Source organism: Microbacterium phyllosphaerae, assembly GCF_017876435.1.
Lineage (GTDB): Bacteria > Actinomycetota > Actinomycetes > Actinomycetales > Microbacteriaceae > Microbacterium > Microbacterium phyllosphaerae.
The window spans coordinates 3656530-3681733 of the sequence record NZ_JAGIOA010000001.1 but is presented as its reverse complement, the minus strand read 5'-3'; the positions used below and the strand labels follow the sequence as shown (position 1 = coordinate 3681733).

Sequence of the window (25204 nt, the reverse complement as noted above, 5' to 3'; positions counted from 1 at the left end):
CATGACCGAGTACGTCGAAGTGCAGACCGCCGCGGGGCGGGTCCGAGGGCGCTGGCGCCCGACCACGGGAGGGCGAGGTGCCGCGCGATCGGCGGGCTTCCTCGGCATCCCGTTCGCCGAGCCGCCGATCGGCGAGCTGCGGTTCCAGGCGCCGGTGCCCAGGGCGCCGTGGGAGGGCGTGCTCGACACGCTCGAGTTCGCCGCGACCGCGCAGCGCGGCGACCCCGGTGTGACGCTGATCCCCGAGCCGAGCGTCGAAGGCGACTCGACCCTGAACGTGAACGTGTTCACGCCCGACCCCGGGGCTTCGGGACTGCCCGTGCTCGTCTGGATCCACGGCGGCGGGTATTTCGCAGGCTCGCCCGCGAGCCCCTGGTACGACGGCCGCAACTTCAACCGTGACGGCGTTGTCACCGTCTCGCTCTCGTATCGTCTCGGGTTCGACGGTTTCGGCTGGATCGAGGATGCGCCGTCGAACCGCGGCGTGCGCGACTGGCTGCTCGCCCTCGAATGGGTGCAGCAGAACATCGCAGCATTCGGCGGAGACCCGAGCCGTGTGACGATCGCGGGACAGTCCGCGGGCGGCGGGGCGGTGCTCACCCTGCTCGGCATGGAGAAGGCGCAGCACCTGTTCCACGCGGTCTACGCGATCTCGGGGGCGTTGGGCGATGTGTCGGCGACTCGCGCCGAGGCGTTCGGGCGTGCGCTCGCCGCCTCGGGCGGGGTGGCTCCGACCGTGGCCGGACTGTCGACGCTGTCGGAGGAGCGCCTGCTCGCGCTGCAGAAGAAGGCGACCCAGCTCGGGCCCTCGTCGCTGACGACCGTGATCGAGGAGGGGCTGCCGCTGGGCCCGGCCATCGACGGCGACCTGCTTCCGCGGCCGACTCGAGAGTCGTTGCGCGCCGGCGTCGGTGCCGACAAGCCACTGGTGATCGGCGCGACCGACGACGAATTCACGATGGCGTTCGCGGGAAAAGCGGCGAAGGCACTGCGGTGGGTGCCGCAGTCCGTGCTGCTGAACCGGTTCGGTGTGCCCAAGAGCATCCGTGCCGAGTATCTCGCCGCGAATGCCGACGTCGTGCGTCTCGGCAAGGCGCGTCTCGCGGGCCGGGTGCTGACCGATCGGATGTTCCGCACCACCGTGCCGGGCATCGCGGCCGACCGTGGCGATGCCCCCACCTGGCTCTACCGCTTCTCCTGGCCCTCGGGACGCTTCGGTTTCGCGGAGCACTGCCTCGACGTGCCGTTCTTCTTCGACTGCCTCGACGGCCCGTCGATGGAAGCTCTCGCGGGGCCGAACCCGCCCCAAGAACTCGCTGACGACGTGCACGGCGCCGCTGTCGCGTTCATCACCACCGGCGATCCGGGGTGGGGCAGGCACGACGGGGATGTCGGTGTCGTGCGTGTCTACGACCGGCCCACCCGTGACGTCGCCGACGCGTATGCGTCGGTGCGGGCGCTGCTCTGAGTCGAGCGGCAGGTCGGCGGCGCGCCACGTGTCGGAGCAGCCGCTGGTGCCCTGCCGAAAACGCTGATGCAGCAGTTTCGGTGAATCGGGTTTCGGCAGGGATTTCGGGGGATCGTTTGGCCGTCATGTGGAGGAGGTATCAGCGATGCTGAAGCTCACCGCTAGTCACTATCGGGAGCAAGGGTTACGTCCCAACCACCGAGTAAGCCAGGCAGCGAATTCGTCCAGCGCAGCATGTCTTGTCGGGGGAGACACGTCGCATGTACGACGGCAGGCTTTCCCTCGCATAGGTCATATCCCCACTGGAACCCCGCAATCGGCGTAATCACTCGCGGTTCGTGGACCGAGAATCGGACAAGGTACGAATCTGCGCGCCATTGCAGGTCTGGAGCGTTGGGATTCGCCGGTGCATCAAAGAGCGTCGGCAAAAAACCGAATGAGCTGAAAGGAATTTGCTGATTCAGGCTCGGCATGTTGTCCAGGAACGCTGTCGAGCGCGACCCGTCTGCGGGGATCATCTCCACGAACTGAACCCAGGCGAACACCGCGTTGTAGCCCGGCCCGGTGTACTCAACGCTCGCCGTCATTATCGGGTATCCGACGAGTCGTTCGTGCGGCACGTTTGTTAGAAGGGTGCCCAGACCCGTCTGTGAGATGTTCTCGCTCGTCGCGGTGTCGACCGTGACGACGCCTTCAAATCCCCTCGACTCGAACAGAATCCGCAACGCGTGTCCCGTGCTCATCCTCTGAGACTAGAGTGCGTGCATCTTACGAGAGGCGTACTTCGTAGTTGTGGTCTCTCCGAGAGCGATCGTCTTCAGAGAAGGTTCGTGGACGGGAACTCGGGTCGCCGTCGATCGCGTTGCTTCCGAGGCGGGCATCGCACGGGCCCGGGCACGAGAGGATGGGGTGGTGCCGATCTCCTCCGACCGCTCGGATTGCTTCCTCCTGCCGGCTATCGACGCCGCGGCGATCCGGACGCGCCCGGACCAGCTGCACCTCGTGCCGCCGGACAGCGACGCTGACGCGTCGGCGATCATCGAGAGCCACCGGCGAGCGCGCGTCGCCCGTGGGCGGAGGGATGCGGTCGGGTGTCTTGTTCCGATCGCCGGCGGTCTCCTGCTCGCGGCCGTGGCCGGCGTGGTGATCGCGTCGCTCCGACTGCCGTTTCGAGACGCGGCCATCGCCGTCGGGCTGCTGTTCGTCCTGGGTGCCGTGGTGACGGCGGTCGTCGCCTCGCGCGCACGACCGACCACCCCCATCCCGAAGCCCTTGCCGTCGGTGCTGATCCATCCCCTCGTGGTGGCTGGGGCCCCGGCGGACCTGACCGCCCGGGACATCGAGCTCGCGTCGCGGGTGCTCGACGAGCGGGACCGTGCCGAGGCCGACCTCCTCAAGGCCCGTCCCGACGCGCAGCTCACCGACGAGGAACGATACGTCTCCCCCGGAGACCGATCGACCTGGTACTTCCGCCCGGAGGACCTGCCTGGCCTCGAGCGCACAGCGGACGCCGCTGAGAGGCAGGCGCGTGCTGTCGCCGACCGACTCGGTATCGTCCTCGATGCGGACCGTACGTAGCTGATGGTGGCGAACGCGAAGATGGTGGCCGATCCGGCGTCACCATCTCCGCCCTCACCACCGATATGTTGGGTGATCGGACCCCCCCCGCCGACGGAAGGCACAAACTCATGCGCGTCACCCCTCGGGTCTGGATCGGCCTCGCGATCTACGTCGGCTACGTCGCGGTCATCTTCGTCGTGTCGAAACTGAGCGGGGTGGCGTACACCGAGATCGGCACCTCCGCCGAGTTCACCTGGCGAGGAGCGGTGCTCGACCTCGCGGTCGGGGCGGTGCTGCTCGCCATCACCACGTGGCTTCTGGGGTGGTGGAAGCCGGCGCTGTTCGAGCGCAAGCGGTCGCACCACAAGTGGCCGCTCTTCGTGCCCGCGATCATGCTCGTCGTCGCAGTGGCGAACCTGTTCAACACCGACTGGTCGAAGTTCGACGCGTCATTCCTGCTGTCGCTGCTCGCCCTCGGGCTCGCCGTCGGATTCTGCGAAGAGCTGATGTCGCGGGGGCTCTTGCTGACGGCCCTGCGCTCGCGTCTCTCCGAAGTCTGGGTATGGCTGCTCACCTCCGCCCTCTTCGGCGGAATGCACATCATCAACGCTGCACTCGGAGCCCCCGTCGTGCCGACCCTCGGACAGGTCGTGATCGCCGCGATGTCGGGTACGTGCTTCTACATCGTGCGTCGGGTGACAGGGTCGCTCATCTGGGCCATGGCGCTGCACGGTCTCTGGGATGTCTCGGTGTTCGCGGTCGGCTTCGCCCCGCTCGGCACCGCGTGGGCTGCGTTCCTGACCCCGGTGATCGGCATCCTCGCGGTCGCCGTCGTCTACTGGGTGATCAAGGGTGCGGATGAGAAGCCGGTCGCCGCAGCGACGGCGCCAGCGACAGCGCCCGTGCGCTGAGGGCGCGAGAGGAGAGCGCGATGGGCGTCATATTCCCGGCGGGGTCGATCTCGGTCATGACTGCAGACGGCGACATCGTCATCCTGCGGATCTGCGATCTGTGCGGAGCGGCCGTCGTCGAAGCCGACGGCACCGATCTGGCATTTCACAAGCGCTGGCACCGCATGACCGGTTCGGGCAATTGGATCGACCCCGAGACCCGCCGTGCCCACGGTCCCGCGAGCCCGTTCACTCCGGACGGATCGGTCTGACGCAGGGCCTCGGCTGTGGTCTCCTCTCAAGCCCAGAGGATCGCCTCAACGATCCCGGGTGCGCGTGACGGCGTCGCCGCGAGTCAGGCGATGTAGACCTTGCGGAGCGTCTCGGTGACCGTCCACACGGTGCGCTGGCCCGCGGCCAGGCGTACGACCGACCCGCGGTCGACCTCGACCGCGGGCAGTGCCGGTTCGACGAACTCGATTCGGGCGTGACCTGCGAGCACGACGAACACCTCGTCGACCTCGGTGTCGGATGCCGTGCCCGGCGTCATCTCCCAGACGCCGACCTCGACTTCGCCGATGGTTGCCAACGTATGCACCGCCGTCGTCGGGCGACCGATGACCACCTCATCCGCAGGCAGCGGTTCGTGCACGAGCGGCAGCGCCGCAGCATCCACTCCGGTTCCCGCAGCGAGCTCGCTCACGAGTCGAATCCCATGCCGACCGCGTCGAGTGTCTTGAGGAACAGGTTGCGCTTGCCCTCGTTGTGATCGGCCTGGTTCATCGCCGCGCGCACGAGGTTGACGCCGATCGAGGCTGCCGGCTCGGGCGGGAACGGGATCGGCTTCTCGCGCACCATCGCGAGCTCTGTGCGCTCGGTCGACTCACCCAAGAGCTTGTCGAGCATGACGTCGGCGGCGAAGCGGGCGGCGCCGACGCCGAGTCCGGTGAACCCTGTCGCGTACGACACGCGACCCTTGCGGGCGGTGCCGAAGAACGCGCAGAAGCGGCTCGACGAGTCGATGGCTCCGGCCCACCGGTGCGTGAAGCGCAGGCCCTCGAGCTGCGGGAACGTCGTGAAGAAGTGCGAGGACAGCTTGTGGTGGCTCTCGGCGCGGTCCTCGTACTCGGGGCGCACCTTGCCGCCGAAGTGGTAGACCGCGTCGTATCCGCCGAAGAGGATGCGGTTGTCTGCGGTGAGCCGGTAGTAGTGGAACTGGTTGGCGCTGTCGGCGAGGCCCTGTCGGTTCGACCACCCGATCGAGGCGAGCTGCTCGTCGGTCAGCGGCTCGGTCATCAGCACGTAGTCGTACACCGGAACCGTCATCAGGCGATTGCGCTTGAGGAGTGAGGGGAAGACGTTGGTGGCCAGCGCCACGGCATCCGCGGTCACTCGTCCTCCGCCGCGGGTGACGAGCGTGATCGGGCCCGATCCGTCGCCGACGACCTCGCGCACGAGCGACTGCTCGTAGATCTCGACGCCCAGTTCTGCGGCGACGCGGGCCAGCTCGAGACCGAGCTTGGCGGGGTGCACCATCGCGCATCCGTCGCGTTCCCACGCCCCCGCGAGGAACGTGTCGGAGTGCACCTCGGCCTGCACGGCCTCGCGGTCGAGGAATCCCTCCTCCTCACGCAGCCACTCGACCTGGTGCGGTTCGACGGCCACGGCCAGCTGTCCCGTGCGCTCGAAATCGACGTCCATGCCGTAGCGCTTCACGGTCTGCTCGATGCCGTCGAGGTTCTCGTGACCGAGCTCTTCGAGGCGGTCGATCTCGTCAGGCCAGCGGGTGAGACCGTTCTCGTGTCCGTGCGTGAGGCTGGCCTCGCAGAAACCGCCGTTGCGCCCCGATGCGGCCCACGCGATACGCGACGCCTCGAGCAGCACCACACGGCGCTCGGGGTCGCGCTCCTTCGCACGGACGGCGGTCCAGAGGCCCGCGTATCCGCCGCCGACGATCGCGAGGTCGGCCGTGATGCTGCCGGAGAGGGCGGGGTGCGAGACCCGCTCGACGTCATCGAGCCAGAACACGCTGAAGGCCGTGTCGCGCAGCGAGGCGTCGATCACTGCATCCGCGGGGCGGTGACGTTCGAAGACCGTGGTTCCCATGATCAGTCCCGTTCTCGGAGCCGCGCCTCAGCGCGTGCCCCAGTTGTAGAGGTCTTTGTAGAGACCCGCATACAGCAGGCTCTCGGTGTGGGCGACGCCCGGGATGGTGCGGATGCGGGTGGCGATGAGGTCGAGCAGGTCGGCGTCGCTCTCGCACACGGCCTCGACGAGGATGTCGAAGGTGCCGAGCGTGACGACGACATAGGCCAGCTCGGTGATCTTCGTCAGCTCCTCGGCGATGAGCCGCGGGTCGCCGGTGACGCGGATGCCGATCATCGACATGCGGTGGAACCCCAGCTGCATCGGGTCGGTCACGGCGACGATCTGGATGATGCCGGCCTCGGTCATCCTCTGCACGCGCTGGCGTGCGGCGGCCTCGCTGAGCCCCACCTCGCGACCGATCTCGGCATAGGGCCGGCGGCCGTCCTCCTGCAGGAGTTCGACGATCCGCTTCGAGATGTCATCGAGAACGGGCTGCTTCGGCGTGGCGCTCATGTGTCGATATTGACAGGATGCACCCATCATGGCAACTGATTCCATCGTCTGATTCAAAAGACTCTTCTGTATTCGCACTCCGATCGCTAGCATGGCGGGCATGGCCACAGAACTCCTCAAGAACTTCATCGGCGGGCAGTACGTTCCCGTGAGCGGACAGGGGCGGATGCCGCTGATCGACCCCGTGACCGAGGAGACCTACGGCGAGCTGCCCGTCTCGGACGCCTCCGACGTCGATGCGGCCTATGCCGCCGCATCCGCCGCGTTCCCGATCTGGCGCGACACGACACCGGCCGATCGGCAGCTGGCGCTGTTCCGCATCGCCGATGAGATGCAGGCCCGGGCCGAGGAGTTCGCCGACCTGGAGTCGAAGGACACCGGAAAGCCCCGCGCCACCCTCGTCGACGACGAGATCCTGCAGTCGATCGACCAGCTGCGGTTCTTCGCCGGGGCGGCGCGCAGCCTCGAAGGCCGCGCCGCGGGGGAGTACCTCGCCGGACACACGTCATTCGTGCGCCGAGAGCCGATCGGCGTCATCGGCCAGGTCACGCCGTGGAACTATCCGCTGAACATGGCCGTGTGGAAGATCGCTCCCGCGCTCGCCGCGGGCAACACCGTGGTGCTGAAGCCGGCTGAATCGACGCCGCTCACGACGCTGCTGCTCGCCGAGATCGTCGCGGTCCACACGCCCACAGGCACGCTCAATGTCGTGCTCGGCGACCGTGACACCGGTGTCGCTCTCGTCGAGCATCCGACTCCGCAGATGGTCGCGATCACCGGGTCCGTCCGTGCGGGCATGGCCGTCGCCCGCTCGGCGGCGAACGACGTCAAGCGCGTGCACCTCGAACTCGGCGGCAAGGCGCCGGCGATCGTCTTCCCCGACGCGAACCTCGACAAGGCGGCATCCGGAATCATCACCGGTGCCTTCTTCAACGCGGGGCAGGACTGCACCGCCGCCACGCGCGTCCTCGTGCACTCGTCTGTGCACGACGAGTTCGTCGCGGCCCTGGTCGAGAAGGCGAAGACGGATGCGCGCACCGGCGCACCGCACGAGGAGGGCGTGCTCTACGGCCCCTTGAGCAGTGCGGCTCAGCTCGCCCAGGTGCAGGGGTTCGTTGACCGGCTGCCGGCGCACGCCACGATCGAGACCGGCGGTCGGCGACAGGGAGACACGGGCTACTTCTTCGAGGCGACCATCGTGTCGGGCCTGCACCAGGACGACGAGGCCGTGCAGGGCGAGATCTTCGGCCCGGTGCTCACCGTGCAGTCGTTCGACACCGACGCGCAGGCACTCGAGATGGCGAACGACGTGCCGTACGCGCTGGCATCGTCGGTCTGGACGACCGACCACGCCCGCGCGATGCGCTTCTCACGCGACCTCGACTTCGGATGCGTGTGGATCAACACGCACATCCCGTTCGTGTCGGACATGCCCCACGGCGGGTTCAAGCACTCCGGCTACGGCAAGGACCTCTCGCAGTACGGCTTCGACGACTACACGCGCATCAAGCACGTGATGTCGGCTCTCGACTGAGAGCGCGGCCGGGTCAGGAGCCGGCCAGATGCTTGACCCTGCGGTGTTCCCGCAGGCTCATTCCCGGCCGCTCCTCGACCTTGCTCGCGCCGTCGGCCACCCACCCCTGGCGAGCGTAGAACGCGTCGGCGCGTTCATTGCCGTCGAGCACCCACAGGTACGCACGCGTGTGGCCGGCGTCCAGGATCCGTTGCTCGGCGGCGTCGAGCAACGCGCGTCCGACGCCCGTCGACCACTCGGCGGGGTCGGCGTAGATCCCGTAGACCTCGCCGTCGCCCGCTCCCTCCTCCTCGCGCCCTGAGCCGAAGGATGTCCACCCGACGATCTCGCCGTCGCGTTCGGCGACAAGAATGCCGATGATGGTCGGCAGCGGGTCCGAGAGGTTGCGTCGCCACCCCTCGGCGCGGTCGGGGATCGAGAGCCCGTCGAGGACCTCCTGGTCGATGAGCCCGCGGTACGCCGCCTGCCAGGAGCGGACGTGCACGCCGGCGATCTGATCGGCGTCGTCGATCACTCCGTCACGGATCAGCAGTGTCGTCATCCGACCACTCTAGAAGCGGTGTTCTGGAAGCGCCGTCGAACCTGACGGACTGACCCCTCGACCAGTGAGACACGATGTGTCATGCTGAGCGCACGTCGAATCCGGGGGGATCATCATGGCAAGACCACTGGCGGGCCCGCAGACCCTCTTACGCACCCTCAACGGACGTGCGATCCTCGAGACGCTCGCTCGCCGAGGGCCACTCACGCGAAACGCGCTCGCGACCGAGACCGGGCTCTCGCGCACCGCGGTGACGCAGGTGCTGCGGATGCTCGAGAGCGCCGCGGCGGTCGCGCCGGCAGGCGTCGACCGCGAGACCCGAGGACCCGCCGCGGGCCGTGTGGCGCTGCATCCGCAGCTCGGCCTCGCCGCCGCCGTGCACGTCGACGGCCATGCCGCCCACGTCGTGCTCGTCGACCCGACCGGTGCCGTCCGAGCCGAGCATCACGCGCCGTTCCCCGTGCGGGGCGATCGGGTGGAGCACATCGTCGAGCTCGTCACCGCCTGCAGACGAGTGGTCGCCGGGCCGCTGGAGCTCGCGGTCGTCGGCATCCCCGGCATCGTCTCGGCCGACGGCGGCATCCGCGACGATCAGGGGCCAGACGGGGGTGCGTTCAAGAACGCGCTCTCGGAGCGTCTCGGCTGCCCCGTACGCGTCGAGAACGACGTCAATCTGGCGGCGCTCGCAGAACTGACAGCGGGCACCGGCGCCGACCTCGCCAGCTTCGCCCTGTTGCTGCTCGACGACGGGCTCGGCGCGGGCATCGTGATCGACGGTGTGCTGCACCGCGGCTTCTCGGGAGTCGCCGGCGAGGTCATGTACCTGCCGCAGACGCCGGTGCCGATCGGAGCCCCCGTGCTCGGCGACGAGGTCGTGCGCGATCTCGCCCTCGCCAACGGGCGCAACCCCGACGAGACGGTCGACCAGCATCTCGATGCCGCGCACGCCGGCGACCCTGCCGCGATCGCGATGGCTGCCGAGATGGGGCGCCGACTGACTCTGATCGCCGGCAGCATCGCCCTCGTGCTGGATCCTGAGGCGTTCATCCTCAGCGGATCCGCTGCGCACCCCGCGATGATCGACGCCGTCGCCGACTACTACGCCGAGAACCTCGCTCCGAGACTGCCTCTGACGTTCGCGGTCTCGTCGTTCGGACCGGAGGCGCCGCTGGTCGGGGCGGTGGGTGAGGCGGCATCCGCTCTTCGCGCGACCGTGTTCTCGCGTCTCGTTCCCGATGCAGACAGGAAGCGCAGATGAGCTCGGATCTCGCAGATCGACTCGGGCTCGCCCCCGGCGCCCGAGCCGTGATCATCAACGCCGACGACTTCGGTATGTGCCACGCGGCGAACACCGCGATCGTCCAGCTGCTGGATGCAGGGCACATCGATTCCACGACGGTGATGGTGCCGTGCGCCTGGGCCCCCGAGGCGCTCGCGTTCGCCGCGTCGCGACCGGATCTCGACGTGGGAGTGCACCTCGTGCTCACGAGCGAGTGGACCGACTACCGGTGGCGCCCGCTCACCGGAACAGGCACGACCCTGGTCGATGCGGCCGGATACTTCCCGGCCGGTGCGCTCGAGATCGAGCAGCACGCGTCGACCGATGACGTCGCGGCCGAGATCGCAGCCCAGTTGCAGGCGGCACTGGATGCCGGTGTCGATGTGACCCACCTCGACAACCACATGGGGTCGGTCTACGGGCTGCTCACCGGACGCGACTTCCTGCGGCCCGTGTTCGAGCTGGCCGCGCGCCACGGGCTGCCGTTCCGGCTGCCTCGGAGCATGGAGGGCACGGAAGACGATGCCGCGCTGCAGGCGAAGCTCGCCGAGGCTGCGGCCGGGGCCGACGCGTTCGGCGTCGAGATCATCGACCGCCTCTGGAGCCATCCCTTCGACGCCGCACCCGACGAGTCGTACGAGCAGGTACGAGACGGGTTCATCGCGCTGCTGCGGGCGGTGCCTTCGGGAGTGACGGAGATCTACCTGCATCCGATGGTCGACGACGACGAGCTGCGTGCCGCCGTCGACTACGGCGCCGTGAAGCGGGGGCACGAGCTGCGTCTGCTGTCGGATCCGGCGGTGCTGCAGGCGATCGCCGACGAGGGACTGATCAGGCTGGGGTGGCGCGACCTGCGCGACCTGCAGCGGAGAGAGAGCGCATGACCTCGCTGACGACGCGTCTTCGAGACCGACGGTTGAATGCCGCGCCCACGAGGGCGCAGGCGATCGCGTTCGGAGCATCCGGATTCCCGACGCAGCTCATGACGCAGACGTTCTCGGCGTTCGTCGTCTACTTCTACGTCACCCACCTCGGCGTCGAACCCACATGGGTGGCCGCAGCGATGATCGCGCACGGGGTGCTGAACGCCGTGCTCAACCCGGTCGTCGGCGCGCTGTCCGACCGCATCCGCACGCCCTGGGGCCGCCGCATCCCCTGGATCGGTCTCGGGATCGTGCCGCTCGTGGTCGCGTTCGCGCTGGTGTGGATGCCGCCGGAGCTGCCGGCCGCCGGGTTGATCGTCTGGTTCCTGATCGTCGTCGCGGTGTACGACATCGCGTTCGTGGTCGTCGTGCTCAACATCTCGGCGCTGTTCCCCGAGATCTTCCGCACCACCGACGAGCGCGCCAGGGGCAATGTGCCCCGGCAGATCTTCGCGATCCTCGGCATCGTGCTCGGCACGGCGGGCGCCCCCGCGCTGTACGGGCGGATCGGCTGGCCGGGCATGGCGGTCGTGCTCGCGACCGTCTGCCTGGTGCTGCTCGTGTGGTCGTTCGTCGGCGGCATGATCGAGCGTCGAGTGCCGGAGGCGGCGTCCGAGGCGATGCGCTGGCGCGATCAGCTGACCTACACGTTCGCGAATCGCGCGTTCGTCCCCTACGTGCTCGGGTCGCTGTTCATCCAGACGGCGATCGCGGTGGTGCTCGCGGCGATCCCGTTCTACGTGCGGTACTCGCTCGGTGCGGCCGAGGGCGAGGGCAGTCTGCTGCTCGGTGCCATCTTCGTCACGGCGATCCCGTCGATCGTCCTCTGGAGCGCGGTCGTGCGGCGCACCTCACCGCGCACGGCTCTCCTGTGGAGCGTCGCGGTCTTCGGCATCGCGATGCTCGGATACCTGCTGCCGTCGACCGTGATGGCGGCGGCCCTCGTCGGGGTCGCGGTGGGAGTGGGCGTCGGCGGTCTGCTGCAGCTGCTCGAGGTCGTGCTCGCCCAGATCATCGACGAGGATGCGGTGCGCACAGGGCATCGCCGGGAGGGCGCCTACTTCGGCGTGAACGGCTTCGTGGTGCGCGGGTCGGTCGTGCTGCAGGCGATCGTCGCGGCGGTGGTGCTCACGGCATCCGGCTTCGACGCATCGCTCGGCGACGCCCAACCCGAGGCGGTCGACGGCGGCATCCGCGTGATGGTCGCGGTGGTGCCGCTCGTGTTCGCCGCCCTCGCCTGGCTCTGCTTCTGGCTCTACCCGATCCGCACCCGAGACCTCGGAGATCAGGAAGCGGCCTGACGAGCCTCCCAGCCCGTGCGCACCATCTCGTCGACCGTGTACCGCATCTTCCAGTCGAGGTCGCGGGCGGCGAGCTCACCGGTGGCGACGATGCGGTCGGGGTCGCCGGCGCGGCGGGGGCCGATCTCGGGAGTGAAGTCGATGCCGGTGACGCGGGCCACGGCATCCATGATCTGCTTCACGCTGAGCCCGTCGCCGGAGCCGAGGTTGTACGCGGGCTCGATCGACTCGCCGGCCAGCAGACGCTGGGCGGCTGCGACGTGCGCCGCGGCGATGTCGCCCACATGCACGTAGTCGCGCACATTGGTGCCGTCTTCGGTGTCGTAGTCGTCGCCGAAGATCTTGGGGGTCTTGCCGGCGATGAGCGCCTCGAACACGATGGGGAAGAGGTTGTGCGGGCTGACGTCGTAGACCGTCGGGTCGGCCGAGCCGACGACATTGAAGTACCGCAGCGACGTGTGGCGCAGCGGCGTCTCGGACTCCGCGGTCGCGATGGCCTGGTCGCGCAGCAGCCACTCGCCGATGAGCTTGGATTCCCCGTACGGGCTCGCCGGCCTCTTGGCGGTGTCTTCGACGACGAGCGCCACATCCGGCGTGCCGAACACGGCGGCAGACGACGAGAAGACGATGTTGCCGACTCCCGCGGCCTCCATGGCCTCGAGGATCACGCGGGTGCCCTCGACGTTCTGCGCGTACGTGTGCAGCGGGCGCTGCACCGAGACGCCGGCGTACTTGAAACCGGCGACGTGGATGACTCCGTCGGCGTCGTGATCACGGAGCGTCTTCTCGACGAGCGCGCGGTCGAGGATCGAACCCTGCACGAACGGCACGCCCTCGGGCGCGAACGACGCCACCCCGCTGGAGAGGTCGTCGAGGATGACGGGCGTCAGCCCCGCATCCGCGAGTGCGCGTACGACGTGCGAGCCGATGTATCCGGCGCCGCCGGTCACGATCCAGGACATGGTGCTCCTCAGGTGGTGGAGAGTTCAGTATTTCAGGGCGGAACCCGACCTGTGGCGTCCCGATCTGCGGACGCGGTCCCGATCTGCGGGTGAATCGGCCGGATTCGGCCGCAGATCGGGGCGGGCTCCGCAGATCGGGACGGGTGTCACAGAAGGATCGGGACGGTGTCAGGCGTCGCGGTGCGCGCCGGCCGACGGAGTGACGGTGAAGATCACGGGAGCGGTGAAGGCGGATGCCGCGAACGCCGCGTTCACGGCATCCGTCACCTGCTGCACGGCATCCTGCTCGATGAGCGCGATCGCCGCACCGCCGAACCCGCCGCCGGTCATCCGTGCGCCGATCGCCCCGGCCGCGAGGGCCGCCTCGACCGCCGTGTCGAGCTCGGGCACCGAGATCTCGAAGTCGTCGCGCATGGAGGCGTGCGAGGCGACGAGCAGATCGCCGATCGCGCGGGCACCCTCCTCGCGCAGCACGCGCACGGTGTCGAGCACGCGCTGGTTCTCGGTGACCACGTGGCGGACGCGGCGGAAGGTCACGTCGTCCATGAGCTCTGCGGCGCGGGGGAGGTCGTCGACCGAGACATCGCGGAGGCTCGGCACGCCCATGATCGCCGCGCCACGCTCGCACGCGGCCCGGCGCTCGCCGTAGCCGCCCGTGGAGTGCGCGTGCTTGACGCGGGTGTCCATCACAAGGATCGCGAGGCCGGCCTCGGCGATGCCGACCGGCACCAGGTTCGCGTCGAGGGAGCGGCAGTCGAGGAAGATCGCGGCGTCGGGCTCGCCGAGCATCGAGGCCATCTGGTCCATGATGCCGGTCGGGGCGCCGACGGCCTCGTTCTCGGCGCGGCGACCGACGCGGGCGAGGGCCGTGCGGTCGAGTCCCGCGTCCCACAGGTCGTTGAGGGCGGATGCCGTGGCGCCCTCGATCGCGGCGGACGACGAGAGGCCCGCGCCCACGGGGACGTCGGAGGCGATCGCGATGTCGAGCCCCGAGCCGGTGATCACGCTGTCGGCAGCGCCCTCGGCCTGACGCAGCGCCCAGGCGACGCCGAGCGGGTACGCCGCCCACTCGGGAACCGCCGGCGCGGAACCGGTCGGCGTCGGGAACAGCTGCGCGAGCTCGTCGATCGCGACCTCGACCGGTTCGTCGGCGAAGGTCGAGGCGACACGGATGCGGCGATCGTCGCGCGTGCCGACGGCGGCGACCGTGCGATGGGGGATCGCGAACGGTAGCACGAAGCCGTCGTTGTAGTCGGTGTGCTCTCCGATGAGGTTCACCCGGCCAGGGGCGGACCAGACTCCTGCGGGGGCCTGGCCGGTGAGCTCGGCGAAGAGCGCGGTCGCGGCGTCGTCGGTGGCGGTCATGCGGATACCTCTTCTGATGAGTCTGCGGCGTGGGCGGCGTCTGCCTGTGCGATGGCCTCGCGGATGCGGGCGGCGCCCTGTTCGGGGGTGATCTCGGCGGCCCACGCCCACATCGCCGCTTCGGAACCGGCGAGGAACTTGAGCTTGTCGGCCGCGCGCCGCGGGCTCGTCAGCTGCAGGTGCAGCCGCACGCTGTCACGACCGACGTTGACCGGGGCCTGGTGCCAGGCGGCGATGTACGGGGTCGGGGTGTCGTAGAGCGCGTCGACGCCGCGGAGCAGGCGCAGGTAGAGGGGAGCGAGCTCGTCGCGCTCGGCATCCGTCGTCTCGGCGAAGTCCGGAACGTGGCGGTGCGGCATCAGATGCACCTCGAGGGGCCAGCGGGCGGCGAAGGGCACGAAGGCGGTCCAGTGCTCGCCGCGGAACACGACGCGCTCGGACGCCTGCTCGGACTCGAGGATGTGCTGGAACAGATCGGGCGCGGTGCGTTCGATCGAGTCGAGCACCCGGGTCGTGCGCGGCGTCACGTAGGGGTAGGCGTAGATCTGGCCGTGCGGGTGGGGGAGCGTCACGCCGATCGCCTCGCCGCGGTTCTCGAACGGGAAGATCTGCTCGATGCCGGGGAGCTTCGAGAGCGCGGCGGTGCGGTCGGCCCAGGCCTCGATCACGGTGCGGGCGCGCGTGACCGACTGCGTGCCGAATGAGCCGGTGTGCTCGGGGCTGAAGCAGACGACCTCGCAGCGTCCGACCGAGGTGCGGGTGCGGCCGAGGCCGAGGGCGCCGAGGTCGTCGAGGCCGCGGGGAGGGTTGCTCGCCCCGGGGGCGGTGCCGGTGGCCTCGGCCAGGGCGGGCCCGAAAGCGGGGGAGCGGTTCTCGAACACGGCGACGTCGTAGCGCGACGGCACCTCCGACGGGTTGGTCGGCGACTGCGGCGCGAGCGGGTCGGCGTCGGCGCTCGGCATCATGACGCGGTTCTGGCGGTTCGCGGCGACCGTGATCCAGTCTCCCGTGAGCACGTCGAGGCGCATCGTCGCGGTCTCGCCGCGCGGGTCGAGGGTGCGGGAATCGACAGAACGCTCTTCGCCGAGCGTCGTGTCGGGGTCGTCGAAGTAGATCAGCTCGCGGCCGTCGGCGAGCGTGGTCGCTCGCTTGATGATTCCGGCGGAAAGGGTCTCGGTTCGCAACTCAGGGGATTCGTGCGTGTTCACGTAAACATGGTACGCACAGGTCCGTGGTAACGTCAACATTCCGAGTGTGAACGGCTGAAGGAGCGCCCGCCATGGAAGACGACCTCCTGCGCGATGCCGGCAGGCCGCGCCGCCGCCGCCCCTCGTCGGGCCGCGTGTCGATGGCGATGGTCGCCTCGCGCGCCGGCGTCTCGGGGCAGACCGTCTCTCGCGTCGTGAACGAGAGCCCCCGGGTCGATCCCGCCACCCGCGAGCGGGTCGAGCAGGCCATGGCCGAGCTCGGATACCGCCCGCACCGTGCCGCCCGAGCCCTGCGTACCGGCCGCTCTCAGACCATCGGACTCGTCGTCACCACGCTCGCGACGGTCGGCAACTCGCGGATGCTGCAGGCCACCGCCGAAGCGGCGGCTGAGCGCGGGTACGCCCTCACCCTCGTGACCGCGGGCGAGAGCGTCGCCGACGCGTTCGAGCGCCTCGCCGAGCAGGAGGTCGACGGCGCGATCGTGCTGAACGAGGCATCCGCCCTGGTTCCCGCGGCGCAGCGCCCGGCGGGACTGCGCCTGGTGGTCGTCGATGCACCGGCCACAGCCGACCTCGCCGTCGTGCACAGCGACCACGTCGGCGGTGCCGCTGCGGCGACCGCGCATCTGCTGAGCCTCGGGCACGACTCCGTGCACCATCTCGCGGGTCCGGCCGACTCGTTCGCCGCAGCCGAGCGCGAGCGCGGCTGGCGCGAGACCCTCGTCGCCGCGGGCATCGAACCTCCGGCGGTGGCGCGCGGTGACTGGTCGGCCGAGGCCGGGTTCGCCGCGGGCGATGCGCTTAGCGCAGCATCCGCCGTCTTCTGCGCCAACGACCAGATGGCGCTGGGGCTGCTGCGCGCGCTCGCCGAGGCCGGGCGCCGGATTCCTGAGGACGTCAGCGTGATCGGATTCGACGACGTGCCGGATGCCGCCAACTACCGCCCTCCGTTGACGACGATCCGTCAGGACTTCACCGCTCTCGCGCACCGCGCCGTCGACCTGCTCGTGGCTCAGATCGAGGGGACGGCGGGGGTCGAGGCATCCGCCGTCGTGCCGACCCTTCTCGTCGAGCGCGCCAGCGCGCGCTGACGTCAGGCGGGTGGAGCCGCCTCGTGCGCCGCCGTGCCCGCTGCGGGTCGATTCGACACCGGACTCGCGGTGCGGGGTCAATTCGACACCGGAAACGGCTGATTCGGATGCTCTTTTGACCCCGCCTGAGTCGCGGGATGCGGAATCGACCCCGCCTGAGTCGCGGGATGCGGAATTGACCCCGCCTGAGTCGCGGGATGCGCCTGGCGCGTGGAGGACCCAGCGCGCGAGCGCGCGCTGACGTCAGGCGGGTGGAGCCGACGACTCCCTGGCGTGCATCGTCGGGCTCAGTGACACCCGATGCACCGGACGCGTGGGGTCGGCGATGCGCTTGGCGAGAAGGTCGATCGCGGCGGCTCCGACGGCGGCACGCGGCGGACTGACCGCGCTGAGCGCCGGGGTGAACAGCTGTGCGACCTCGTCGTCGTAGGCGACGACCGAGAGGTCTTCGGGCACCGAGAGTCCGCGGTTCAGCGCGATGTCGATGAACGCCATCGCCTCGGGGTCGGAGTGGATGAGCACCCCCGTCACCCCGGCGTCGAGTGCCTTGTCGATCGCCGCGTTCACGGCGGTCGCGAAGCCCGGGCCGTTGCGGTCGGGGAAGAGGCTCTCGAAGTGGTCGGCCGGAGCCAATCCGAGCTCGTCGCAGGCCGTCGCCCATCCTGTGACGATCTTGCGGCCGGTCGGCGACTCCCGCGACAGGATGAGGCCGATGCGGCGGTGGCCGAGGGCGGCCAGGTGGCGCGCCGCGAGCACCGCACCCAGGGCATGGTCGGTCGTGACGTTCTCGACGGGCGCACGGTCGGGGAGCACCACGGCGTCGCGCTCGACGAACACCGCCGGGATGCCGGAGGCGTCGAGCCACTGCACCACGTCCTGCGCGTGGGTCACGTCGGGGTTGGGGGCGACGATGAGGCCGCGGATGTCGTCGGCGGCGATGAGGCGCTCGAGCACGGGGCGCTCGTCCTGCAGCTCGTACGAGGCGCCGCGTAGCACCAGACGAAGCCCGCGCTTGCGCGCCTCGGCCTCCATGCCCCGCACGACACCGGGCCAGTAGTAGGCGAGCGACGGCACCAGCACGCCGATCGCGCCACCGGTCTGGGCGGGCGCCGGCTCATCCGCGCGCGCAGCCTCGGCCGGCACCGCGCCACCGTGCACGCGCTCGAGACGGCCCTCCTCCTCGAGCTGCTGCAGGTCGCGGCGCAGCGTCACCGGCGCGACGCCGAGCTCTTCAGTCAGGCGTGAGACCCGCACGATCCCGTCGCGCTCGAGGGCGGCGATGATGTGCGCGTGACGCGCGGGCGCCAGCGGAGCGTGCTGCTGATCGGTCATCGGTCGTCCTCGCTGTCACCCGTCCCCGGGGTGGCGTCGTCTCTTTCTACCGTGATCCACGCGCGATCGTGCGCGCTCACGTCGAGTTCGATGCGGGTGAGTCGCTCGCCCCACACGTCGCTCAGCATCGGGTCGTCGAGCAGGCGCACCCTCTGGGCGGCTCGGATGCCGGCGGGCCAGCGGATCACGATGGGTGCTGCACCGTCGAGCGGCGTGACCCGCACGCCGTCATCGAGGGCTGAGACGGTGCCCGCGACGACGAGGTTCAGGGCGGTCGGCCCACCGGGCAGGGGCGCGGCCCACTCGTCCGAGACGCGGACGACGCGCGCCCCGCGGTCGAGCGCCGCCGTGCGTCGCCAGGTCGGTCCGGCGACGTCGTAGGCGCCGGCGAGGTCGAGAGTCAGCGACGACGCCGCATCCGTCACCGAGACCTCGACATCGGATGCGGCGAACTCCCGCCCCGGCGACTGATCGACGCCCGCGATCGTGGGGGTGTTGTGCCACGAGCTCCGCATGGTCCAGATCGAGTAGCGGTCGGGCCCGAACGTGGCCTTGGTGTACGTCGGGCGCCCGGCATCGACGATCACCGGAACTCCGTCGGACGTGACGATGAACGAACCGACGTCGTTGTGGTTGTGGTGCTCGGCGTTATGCCCGCCCTTGATCACGAGGCCGAGCCCCGCGGCGGTCCCCGCCTGTTCGCGGGCGAGCAGAACCTGCGTCGACGGCAGCCACACGTCGCGCGGAAGAGGAGAGTCGGCGGTGGCGGCGGCGAGCCACTCGGCATCCGTCAGTGCACGGATCAGGCGTCCGAGCCCGGCGAACTCCGACGGGGCGGCGTCGCGGTGCGAGGCGGCGTGGGCGGCGGCATCCGCATCGCCGATCCGCCGGGCCGCGCGGTGCAGGGCGTGCCAGGGCTGATCCGCCGGCGGGCGGGCCTGCCCGTCGGCGAGGTTGGCGTACCAGTCGCCGCCCAGGTGGCAACGGTGCGGAAACGCGACGGTCTCGCGCAGTCCGGCGAGGTCGGGTCGTGATCTGTCCGTCGCGTACTCGAGCAGGTCGAGCGCCTCGAGTGCGCGGCAGGCGCCGTTCCACCAGTACGAGTAGCCCTCGTCGATCGCGCCGTCTTCGGGCAGCGAGGCGAGGTAGCGGTCGAGTCCCTCGACGACCAGGTCGGTGATGCGTTCGGGGTCGGCGTGCAGCTGCACGGCGGCGGTGAGGACGGACGAGTGGATCCACGGATTCCAGTTGTGCACGTCGCCGTCGAGTCCGAGCCAGTGCCAGTCGCGGCGCTCGACGAAGGGGCGGAAGACACGCACCTGCGCTTCGTGCCGGATGCGGGAGCGGATGCCGGGTGCGCGGGCATCGAGCTGCGAGCCGAGCACGTGATCGATCCACGCGAGCTGGGCCACGACCTCTCCCGCGCCGAGGTCGAGGAAGGGATCCGTGACGGTCGCGAGCACGCTGCCGTGCCGGTCGAACGTGTCGTCGTGGGCCGGCCAGCACCACGAGCTCTGCTCGCACAGCAGCTGCACCCCGTCGATGACCTCGTCGATCCAGCGCCCGTCCAGTGTGACGGCCGCGGCGATCACCGCCCTGCTGAGTCGGTGCTGTCGCGCGAAGGCCTGGTCTTCCCAGGCGACCCGGTCGCCGTCGCGGTGCACGCGAGCGGCCTGACTGGCGAGGGGCTGCGGCCAGGGCGCGCCGAGATCCGCCTCGGCGCGGGCGCGCAGGTCAGTCGCATCGACGTGCGCCCAGGCGACGCGATCGTCGGCGGTCGGCGCGGGAAGCGTGTTCACGGACTCAGCATAGCTGATCGAAAATGATCGATCTAGATTTATTTGAGTCTTGTCTTGATCGAAATGCGATGATAATCTCCCAACGATCGCGAAGGGACGAACGTCCCCGCGATCCACCTCGAAGCAGCCTTCAAAGGAGAACCCTGTGACGTACGAGCGCACCGTCGCCCCGACGGCGATGAGCCCCCGCGAGGGCCATGCGTCTCCGGATGCCGAGTGGTCGCGCGACGATCTGCTCGCGTACGCCGACGGGCTGCTCGCCGCGGTCCGCCCGTGGGCCTCCGAGAACGGCGCTCGCATCACGCTTCCCGGCGCATCCGGCGGCTACGGCATCGACGTCGACGGCCTCGAGGGCTTCGTGCGGACCTTTCTGCTCGCCGGCTTCCGCATCGCGGGTGCGCGCGGCGAAGGGGTCGACGACCTCATCGACTTCTACTCCCGCGGCATCGTGGCCGGGGTCGATCCGTCGAGCCCCGACCGGTGGGTGCGACTCGACGAGCATGCCCAGGCCAAGGTCGAGGCGGCGTCGATCGCCCTGATCCTCGACATGACCCGCCCCTGGATCTGGGATCGCCTCGACGAGACCACTCAGCACCGCATGATCGACTACCTCGCCCCCGTGGTGGGCGACGACAGCTACCCGAAGAACAACTGGCTGTGGTTCCGTGTCGTGGTGCAGACGTTCCTGCGCTCGGTGGGCGGCCCCTGGTCGCAGGCCGACATCGCGCAGGACCTCGCGCAGCACGACTCGTTCGTGCGCGAGGGCGGCTGGATCTCCGACGGCGACGACCGCGCGTACGACCACTACGTCGGCTGGGCGCTACACCTCTACCCGGTGCTGTGGTCGCGGATGCAGGGCGCCGGCGAGCTCGCGGGCGGCCGCACCGAGGGCGATCTCGCCCGGCTCGACACCTTCCTGCAGGACGCGATCGCGCTCGTCGGCGCCGACGGCTCGCCGCTGATCCAGGGCCGCAGCCTCGTCTACCGCTTCGCCGCGGCAGCGCCCTACTGGGCGGGCGCCATCGCCCAGGTCCCGTCTGTCCCGCTCGGGCAGCTGCGCCGCGCGGCATCCGACATCGTCCGCCACTTCGCCGAGAACGGCGCCCCCAACGATCAGGGGCTCCTCGACCTCGGGTGGCACGGTGAGTGGCGTCGGCTCGCACAGAACTACTCCGGCACCGGCTCCCCGTACTGGGCCTCGAAGGGGCTGCTCGGCGTCGCTCTCCCCGCAGATCATCCGGTGTGGTCTGCGCCGGCCGAGCCTCTGCCCATCGAGACGGTCGACGTACTCCGTGCCGTCCAGGCGCCGGCGTGGATCATCTCCGCCACGGCCGACGACGGCATCGTGCGAGTGATCAACCACGGGGCCGACCACGCGCGCCCCGGCGACCTCGTCGGCGATTCGCCGCTCTACGCCCGCCTCGGCTACTCGACCGCCGCGAGCCCGCTGCTCAACGGCGATGCCTGGGCCGAGCCCCTCGAGCAGTCGGTCGCGCTGCTGCATGCCGACGGCCGGGCGACGCACCGTGCCGGTATGCGCGTGCAGGGCATCCGTCGCGACGGGGATGCCGCGATCGCCGGATCCGAGGCGACCGCGCACTGGATCGCACCGGACGCGACCCAGACCCGACATGGCTCCGGCATCACCGGCGAGGTCGAGGTCGCGGGCACCGTCACCACCTGGTCGATCGTGCGCGGAGCGTGGGAGGTGCGGCTCGTGCGCATCGATCGGATCGAGGCGGATGCAGCCCCCACCGCCCTGCGCATCGGCGGGTGGGCGCTCGCCGCGGATGCCGTCGACGACACCCTCTCGGCGACAGCCGCCTCCGCGAGCGCCCGAGGCCGCCACAGCACCATCGCCGCCGTCACGCCCGGGGGAGTGCCGTCGATCGAGGCGCGGCGAGATGCCAGCCCGCTCGGTGCGGCGGCATCCGTCCCCGTCATCACCTACCCGGTCTTGACGGGGGAGTGGATCGCGACCGCGGTGCACCTGTCCGACCGTGCCGCGGCATCCGCTCCCTCCGCCCGCATCGACGGCGACGACGTCGCCGTCGTCTGGCCCGATTCCACCACCACCGAACACCGGCTCGCCTGAGCCGTCGTCCCGACCCGTCATCCCGCCCCGTCTGGGGCACCCGCCATTGCAAAGGAGCAGTATCCCCATGAACCGCAAGATCCTCGCCGCCGGCAGCATCGCCGCCGTCGCGGCCCTCGCCCTCGCAGGCTGCTCCGGCAGCAGCGACGCCGGCGAGACCGACCCCGACGCCCCCGTCACGCTCACCCTCTCGGGCTGGAGCATCGACACCACCCCCGAGTTCCAGACGCTCGCCGACGCCTTCACCAAGGATCACCCGAACGTGAAGATCGAGCTCAAGGAGTACGACGCCGCCGAGTACAACACGCTCGTCACCGCCGACCTCGCCGCAGGGTCGGGCCCCGACATCATCACGCAGAAGGAGGTCAAGTACGTCACGACCTTCCAGGAGGGCGGCCAGCTGCTGGATGTCTCGGACGTGGCGCTGCCCGACGGCATCAGCGGAGCCGACTCCTACGAGGTCGACGGCGCCGCGTACGCGGTTCCCTACCGTCAGGACTCGTGGGTGCTCTTCTACAACAAGGCGCTCTTCGAGGCGGCGGGCGTCGACCAGCCCGACGGCTCGTGGACGTGGGACGACTACGCGGACGCCGCCGCGGCCCTCACCACCGACGCGTCCAAGGGCACGTACCTTCACCGCTGGCAGTCGACCGTGCAGGGCTTCGCGAACGCGCAGACCGGCACGAGCGTGCTCGACGGCGACTTCGACAACATGAAGGACTACTACGACAGCACGCTCGCTCTGCAGGATGCCGGCGACCAGGTCGACTTCAACACCTCGACCGCCAACCAGCTCACCTACCAGGGCGAGTTCGGCACCCAGAAGGCCGCGATGATGCTGATGGGCACCTGGTACACCGCGACGCTCATCGCGCAGCAGGCGTCGGGTGAGGCGAACGACTTCGAGTGGGGCATCGCGCCCGCGCCTCAGCTCGACGAGAAGACCACCGGCACCGACAACACCCCGGTGACCTTCGGCGACCCGACGGGCTTCGGCATCAACGCGAACATCGACTCCGCCAAGGTCGACGCCGCCAAGCAGTTCCTCGAGTTCGCCGCGTCCGAGGAGGGCGCGCAGGCGCTCGCCGCGATCGGCATCTCGCCCGCGCTCACGAACGACGCCGTGGTCGACACGTACTTCGCGGTCGACGGGGCACCCGCCGACGACCTGTCGACGTTCGCCTGGTCGACGCACGATGTCCTGCCCGAGAACCCCACCTCGAGCAAGACGGCGACGATCCAGGGCATCCTGGCCGATCTGCACACCGCCGTCATGTCGGGCTCCGCGTCCGTCGACGACGCCATCAAGACGGCCGAGGACCGCGTCAAGAACGAGGTCGGCTGATCCACTCGGGGGCCGGCCGCCGGTCGGCCCCCGACACCGACCTCGCGCAGCATCCAGGAGACGAGACATGACCACCACCGAGGCCCCGCGCCGTGACGCGGCCCCGCCGCAGACGAAGCTGCCCCGCCGCCGCTCGGCGCTGCGTCGCCGCAATGCCCTGATCGGCTGGAGCTTCATCCTGCCGAACTTCATCGGATTCGGGTTCCTGACCCTGCTTCCGGTGCTGATCCTCTTCTACATGGCGTTCACGAACTGGAACGTCTTCGGCAAGGCCGACTGGGTGGGGTTCGCGAACTTCCAGCGCCTGATGGGCGACGGCAGCTTCCACATCGCGTTCTGGAACACCATCTACTACTCGGTGATGCACATCCCGCTGACGATCGTCGTCTCGCTCGGGCTCGCCCTGCTGCTCAACAACAAGCTCCGCGGCGTCGCGTTCTTCCGCACTGCCGCGTTCTTCCCGTACATCACCTCGATCGTCGCGATCGCCGTGGTGTGGAACCTGCTCTTCAGCCCCGACTACGGCCCCATCAACGAGGTGCTCCGGGCGATCGGCATCTCGGAGCCGCCCGGGTGGCTCACCTCGTCCGAGTGGGCGATGCCCGCCGTCGTGATCGTCAGCACCTGGCGCGATATGGGCTACTACATGATCCTGTTCCTGGCGGGCCTGCAGACCGTGCCGCGTGAGCTGCACGAAGCCGCGCGCGTCGACGGCGCGAACGTGTGGCAGCGCTTCACGAACGTCACGATCCCGTCGCTGCGGCCCACCATGTTCTTCGTCACGGTGATGCTCACCATCAACTCCTTCAAGATCTTCGACCTCATCCTCGTGATGACCGACGGGGGGCCGGGGCAGTCGACCCTGGTGCTGTCGCAGTTCATCTACAAGAAGGGCTTCGAGGAGTCGCAGTTCGGCTACGCATCCGCCGCCGCGGTCGCGCTGTTCTTCCTCTGCATCCTCGTCACCATCGGCCAGTTCCTCTGGAACAAGAAGCGGAGCGCATGATGACCGAGACACAGGTCCTCGTCACCGGGGGAACGCTGCGCAAGCTCAACGCCCCCGTCCCCGCCGGCCGCGTGCGCACCAGGCTCACGGTCGGTCGCACGCTCGGCTACATCGCCCTGATCATCGCGGCGGTCGGCCTGCTCGCACCGTTCTTCTGGATGGTCATGAGCTCGCTGAAGAACGCCAACGAGGTGTTCTCGGTGCCCGTCGTCTGGGTGCCCGAGACGTTCGTGTGGCAGAACTACGTCGACATCTGGACGAAGTCGAACATGCTCGTCTGGATCCGTAACACCCTGTTCCTGGCCGTCAGCGTGACGTTCCTGCAGGTGCTCACCGGATCCTTCGCCGCCTACGGCTTCGCGCGCATGAAGTTCGCCGGCCGCGACATCCTGTTCCTCGTCTACATCGGCACGATCGCCGTGCCGTGGCAGTCGTACATGATCCCGCAGTTCATCCTGCTGTCGAATCTGAAGGTGTCGAACACGCTGTGGTCGATCATCCTGCTCCAGGCGTTCGGCGCGTTCGGGGTGTTCCTCATGAAGCAGTACTACGAGACCATCCCCGAGGAGCTCAGCGAGGCCGCGCGTCTCGACGGGCTCAGCGAGTACGCCATCTGGCGCCGCATCATGCTGCCGCTGTCGGTGCCCGCCATCGCGAGCCTCACCCTGCTCACCTTCGTGAACACGTGGAACGACTACCTGGGACCGCTCATCTACCTGCGCAACCCCGACCTGTGGACGATCCAGCTCGGTCTCAAGAGCTTCGTCTCGAATCTCTTCGACACGAACTACGCGCTGCTGTTCGCCGGACTCACGATCTCGGTCGTGCCCATCGCGATCATCTTCCTGCTCGGGCAGAAGTATTTCGTCGAGGGCATCGCCACCAGCGGACTGAAGGGCTGACC

The 25204-nt window shown here is 69.4% G+C and carries 23 protein-coding genes; 13 read left to right on the top strand and 10 right to left on the bottom strand.

Features of this window, described 5'->3' with window-relative positions:
• Nucleotide 1 precedes the first annotated feature (1 nt).
• Nucleotides 2-1468 (top strand): carboxylesterase/lipase family protein, encoded by a 1467-nt coding sequence (locus JOF42_RS17520; RefSeq protein WP_210098977.1) that lies wholly within the window; start codon nt 2-4, stop codon nt 1466-1468.
• A gap of 161 nt (nt 1469-1629) precedes the next feature.
• Here the strand turns inward: JOF42_RS17520 and JOF42_RS17515 are convergent, their stop codons facing one another.
• A complete protein-coding gene (locus JOF42_RS17515; RefSeq protein WP_210098976.1) occupies nt 1630-2211 on the bottom strand; it encodes a hypothetical protein in 582 nt (193 codons plus the stop codon).
• Between the two features lie 169 nt (nt 2212-2380).
• Here JOF42_RS17515 and JOF42_RS17510 point away from each other — a divergent pair, with 169 nt between their 5' ends.
• From JOF42_RS17510 to JOF42_RS17500, 3 genes are all read left to right on the top strand, one after another.
• A complete protein-coding gene (locus tag JOF42_RS17510) occupies nt 2381-3046 on the top strand; it encodes a hypothetical protein (RefSeq protein WP_210098975.1) in 666 nt (221 codons plus the stop codon).
• 110 nt (nt 3047-3156) lie between these two features.
• A complete protein-coding gene (locus tag JOF42_RS17505) occupies nt 3157-3939 on the top strand; it encodes a CPBP family intramembrane glutamic endopeptidase (RefSeq protein ID WP_245340844.1) in 783 nt (260 codons plus the stop codon).
• Between the two features lie 20 nt (nt 3940-3959).
• Nucleotides 3960-4190, top strand: a complete 231-nt coding sequence (locus tag JOF42_RS17500; RefSeq protein ID WP_210098974.1) for a histidine ammonia-lyase — start codon at nt 3960-3962, stop codon at nt 4188-4190.
• An 83-nt stretch (nt 4191-4273) separates the two neighbouring features.
• Here the strand turns inward: JOF42_RS17500 and JOF42_RS17495 are convergent, their stop codons facing one another.
• Genes JOF42_RS17495 through JOF42_RS17485 form a run of 3 tightly spaced genes read right to left on the bottom strand, consistent with a single transcriptional unit; the run spans nt 4274 to nt 6519 of the window.
• A complete protein-coding gene (locus JOF42_RS17495) occupies nt 4274-4621 on the bottom strand; it encodes a cupin domain-containing protein (protein WP_210098973.1) in 348 nt (115 codons plus the stop codon).
• Nucleotides 4618-6024, bottom strand: coding sequence for an NAD(P)/FAD-dependent oxidoreductase (locus JOF42_RS17490; protein ID WP_210098972.1), 1407 nt, complete (start codon nt 6022-6024; stop codon nt 4618-4620). The genes JOF42_RS17495 and JOF42_RS17490 overlap by 4 nt, the downstream gene beginning before the upstream one ends.
• Before the next feature lie 27 nt (nt 6025-6051).
• Entirely contained in the window at nt 6052-6519 is a 468-nt protein-coding gene (locus JOF42_RS17485; protein WP_056415446.1) for an Lrp/AsnC family transcriptional regulator, read from the bottom strand.
• A 100-nt stretch (nt 6520-6619) separates the two neighbouring features.
• On the opposite strand from JOF42_RS17485, the gene JOF42_RS17480 reads away from it, so the two are divergent.
• Nucleotides 6620-8053 (top strand): gamma-aminobutyraldehyde dehydrogenase, encoded by a 1434-nt coding sequence (locus JOF42_RS17480; protein ID WP_210098971.1) that lies wholly within the window; start codon nt 6620-6622, stop codon nt 8051-8053.
• Between the two features lie 13 nt (nt 8054-8066).
• Here the strand turns inward: JOF42_RS17480 and JOF42_RS17475 are convergent, their stop codons facing one another.
• Nucleotides 8067-8594 carry a GNAT family N-acetyltransferase gene (locus JOF42_RS17475; RefSeq protein WP_210098970.1) on the bottom strand — a complete coding sequence of 176 codons (528 nt, stop codon included), beginning with the start codon at nt 8592-8594 and terminating at the stop codon, nt 8067-8069.
• Between the two features lie 115 nt (nt 8595-8709).
• Here JOF42_RS17475 and JOF42_RS17470 point away from each other — a divergent pair, with 115 nt between their 5' ends.
• From JOF42_RS17470 to JOF42_RS17460, 3 genes are read left to right on the top strand one after another with little or no spacing between them, the layout of a single operon-like run.
• A complete protein-coding gene (locus JOF42_RS17470; RefSeq protein ID WP_210098969.1) occupies nt 8710-9852 on the top strand; it encodes an ROK family transcriptional regulator in 1143 nt (380 codons plus the stop codon).
• Nucleotides 9849-10757, top strand: coding sequence for a polysaccharide deacetylase family protein (locus JOF42_RS17465; protein WP_210098968.1), 909 nt, complete (start codon nt 9849-9851; stop codon nt 10755-10757). Before JOF42_RS17470 ends, JOF42_RS17465 begins: the two co-directional genes overlap by 4 nt.
• Nucleotides 10754-12097 (top strand): MFS transporter, encoded by a 1344-nt coding sequence (locus JOF42_RS17460; protein ID WP_210098967.1) that lies wholly within the window; start codon nt 10754-10756, stop codon nt 12095-12097. The genes JOF42_RS17465 and JOF42_RS17460 overlap by 4 nt, the downstream gene beginning before the upstream one ends.
• Here JOF42_RS17460 and galE read toward each other — a convergent pair.
• The 3 genes from galE to galT all read right to left on the bottom strand — a co-directional run bounded on the left by galE (nt 12082) and on the right by galT (nt 15632).
• Nucleotides 12082-13059, bottom strand: coding sequence for a UDP-glucose 4-epimerase GalE (gene galE, locus JOF42_RS17455; protein WP_210098966.1), 978 nt, complete (start codon nt 13057-13059; stop codon nt 12082-12084). The genes JOF42_RS17460 and galE overlap by 16 nt on opposite strands.
• A 168-nt stretch (nt 13060-13227) precedes the next feature.
• Nucleotides 13228-14424, bottom strand: coding sequence for a galactokinase (gene galK / locus JOF42_RS17450; RefSeq protein ID WP_210098965.1), 1197 nt, complete (start codon nt 14422-14424; stop codon nt 13228-13230).
• Complete coding sequence (galT, locus tag JOF42_RS17445) at nt 14421-15632, bottom strand: galactose-1-phosphate uridylyltransferase (protein WP_307803639.1); 1212 nt, start codon at nt 15630-15632, stop codon at nt 14421-14423. The genes galK and galT overlap by 4 nt, the downstream gene beginning before the upstream one ends.
• Nucleotides 15633-15772: 140 nt before the next feature.
• Here galT and JOF42_RS17440 point away from each other — a divergent pair, with 140 nt between their 5' ends.
• Nucleotides 15773-16723: a LacI family DNA-binding transcriptional regulator gene (locus JOF42_RS17440; RefSeq protein ID WP_210099263.1), complete on the top strand. Its 951-nt coding sequence runs from the start codon at nt 15773-15775 to the stop codon at nt 16721-16723.
• 243 nt (nt 16724-16966) lie between these two features.
• On the opposite strand, the gene JOF42_RS17435 is transcribed toward JOF42_RS17440, so the two are convergent.
• Both JOF42_RS17435 and JOF42_RS18250 read right to left on the bottom strand, forming a co-directional pair.
• Nucleotides 16967-18055 (bottom strand): substrate-binding domain-containing protein, encoded by a 1089-nt coding sequence (locus JOF42_RS17435; RefSeq protein ID WP_210098963.1) that lies wholly within the window; start codon nt 18053-18055, stop codon nt 16967-16969.
• A complete protein-coding gene (locus tag JOF42_RS18250) occupies nt 18052-19854 on the bottom strand; it encodes a heparinase II/III domain-containing protein (RefSeq protein WP_210099273.1) in 1803 nt (600 codons plus the stop codon). The genes JOF42_RS17435 and JOF42_RS18250 overlap by 4 nt, the downstream gene beginning before the upstream one ends.
• A gap of 145 nt (nt 19855-19999) precedes the next feature.
• On the opposite strand from JOF42_RS18250, the gene JOF42_RS17425 reads away from it, so the two are divergent.
• The 4 genes from JOF42_RS17425 to JOF42_RS17410 all read left to right on the top strand — a co-directional run bounded on the left by JOF42_RS17425 (nt 20000) and on the right by JOF42_RS17410 (nt 25202).
• Complete coding sequence (locus JOF42_RS17425; RefSeq protein WP_307803638.1) at nt 20000-21949, top strand: DUF2264 domain-containing protein; 1950 nt, start codon at nt 20000-20002, stop codon at nt 21947-21949.
• 67 nt (nt 21950-22016) lie between these two features.
• Nucleotides 22017-23294 (top strand): extracellular solute-binding protein, encoded by a 1278-nt coding sequence (locus tag JOF42_RS17420; RefSeq protein ID WP_210098962.1) that lies wholly within the window; start codon nt 22017-22019, stop codon nt 23292-23294.
• A gap of 67 nt (nt 23295-23361) precedes the next feature.
• A complete protein-coding gene (locus JOF42_RS17415) occupies nt 23362-24300 on the top strand; it encodes a carbohydrate ABC transporter permease (RefSeq protein ID WP_210098961.1) in 939 nt (312 codons plus the stop codon).
• Nucleotides 24300-25202 (top strand): carbohydrate ABC transporter permease, encoded by a 903-nt coding sequence (locus JOF42_RS17410; RefSeq protein WP_245340843.1) that lies wholly within the window; start codon nt 24300-24302, stop codon nt 25200-25202. The genes JOF42_RS17415 and JOF42_RS17410 overlap by 1 nt, the downstream gene beginning before the upstream one ends.
• Nucleotides 25203-25204 lie beyond the last annotated feature (2 nt).

Excerpts from the sequence above, each read along its gene's own strand:
- JOF42_RS17520 (WP_210098977.1), top strand. The coding sequence starts at position 2 with ATGACCGAGTACGTCGAAGTGCAGACCGCCGCGGGGCGGGTCCGAGGG.
- JOF42_RS17515 (WP_210098976.1), bottom strand. The coding sequence starts at position 2,211 with ATGAGCACGGGACACGCGTTGCGGATTCTGTTCGAGTCGAGGGGATTT.
- JOF42_RS17505 (WP_245340844.1), top strand. The coding sequence starts at position 3,157 with ATGCGCGTCACCCCTCGGGTCTGGATCGGCCTCGCGATCTACGTCGGC.
- JOF42_RS17500 (WP_210098974.1), top strand. The coding sequence starts at position 3,960 with ATGGGCGTCATATTCCCGGCGGGGTCGATCTCGGTCATGACTGCAGAC.
- JOF42_RS17490 (WP_210098972.1), bottom strand. The coding sequence starts at position 6,024 with ATGGGAACCACGGTCTTCGAACGTCACCGCCCCGCGGATGCAGTGATC.
- JOF42_RS17485 (WP_056415446.1), bottom strand. The coding sequence starts at position 6,519 with ATGAGCGCCACGCCGAAGCAGCCCGTTCTCGATGACATCTCGAAGCGG.
- JOF42_RS17480 (WP_210098971.1), top strand. The coding sequence starts at position 6,620 with ATGGCCACAGAACTCCTCAAGAACTTCATCGGCGGGCAGTACGTTCCC.
- JOF42_RS17475 (WP_210098970.1), bottom strand. The coding sequence starts at position 8,594 with ATGACGACACTGCTGATCCGTGACGGAGTGATCGACGACGCCGATCAG.
- JOF42_RS17470 (WP_210098969.1), top strand. The coding sequence starts at position 8,710 with ATGGCAAGACCACTGGCGGGCCCGCAGACCCTCTTACGCACCCTCAAC.
- JOF42_RS17465 (WP_210098968.1), top strand. The coding sequence starts at position 9,849 with ATGAGCTCGGATCTCGCAGATCGACTCGGGCTCGCCCCCGGCGCCCGA.
- JOF42_RS17460 (WP_210098967.1), top strand. The coding sequence starts at position 10,754 with ATGACCTCGCTGACGACGCGTCTTCGAGACCGACGGTTGAATGCCGCG.
- galE (WP_210098966.1), bottom strand. The coding sequence starts at position 13,059 with ATGTCCTGGATCGTGACCGGCGGCGCCGGATACATCGGCTCGCACGTC.
- galK (WP_210098965.1), bottom strand. The coding sequence starts at position 14,424 with ATGACCGCCACCGACGACGCCGCGACCGCGCTCTTCGCCGAGCTCACC.
- JOF42_RS17440 (WP_210099263.1), top strand. The coding sequence starts at position 15,773 with ATGGCGATGGTCGCCTCGCGCGCCGGCGTCTCGGGGCAGACCGTCTCT.
- JOF42_RS17435 (WP_210098963.1), bottom strand. The coding sequence starts at position 18,055 with ATGACCGATCAGCAGCACGCTCCGCTGGCGCCCGCGCGTCACGCGCAC.
- JOF42_RS17420 (WP_210098962.1), top strand. The coding sequence starts at position 22,017 with ATGAACCGCAAGATCCTCGCCGCCGGCAGCATCGCCGCCGTCGCGGCC.
- JOF42_RS17415 (WP_210098961.1), top strand. The coding sequence starts at position 23,362 with ATGACCACCACCGAGGCCCCGCGCCGTGACGCGGCCCCGCCGCAGACG.
- JOF42_RS17410 (WP_245340843.1), top strand. The coding sequence starts at position 24,300 with ATGACCGAGACACAGGTCCTCGTCACCGGGGGAACGCTGCGCAAGCTC.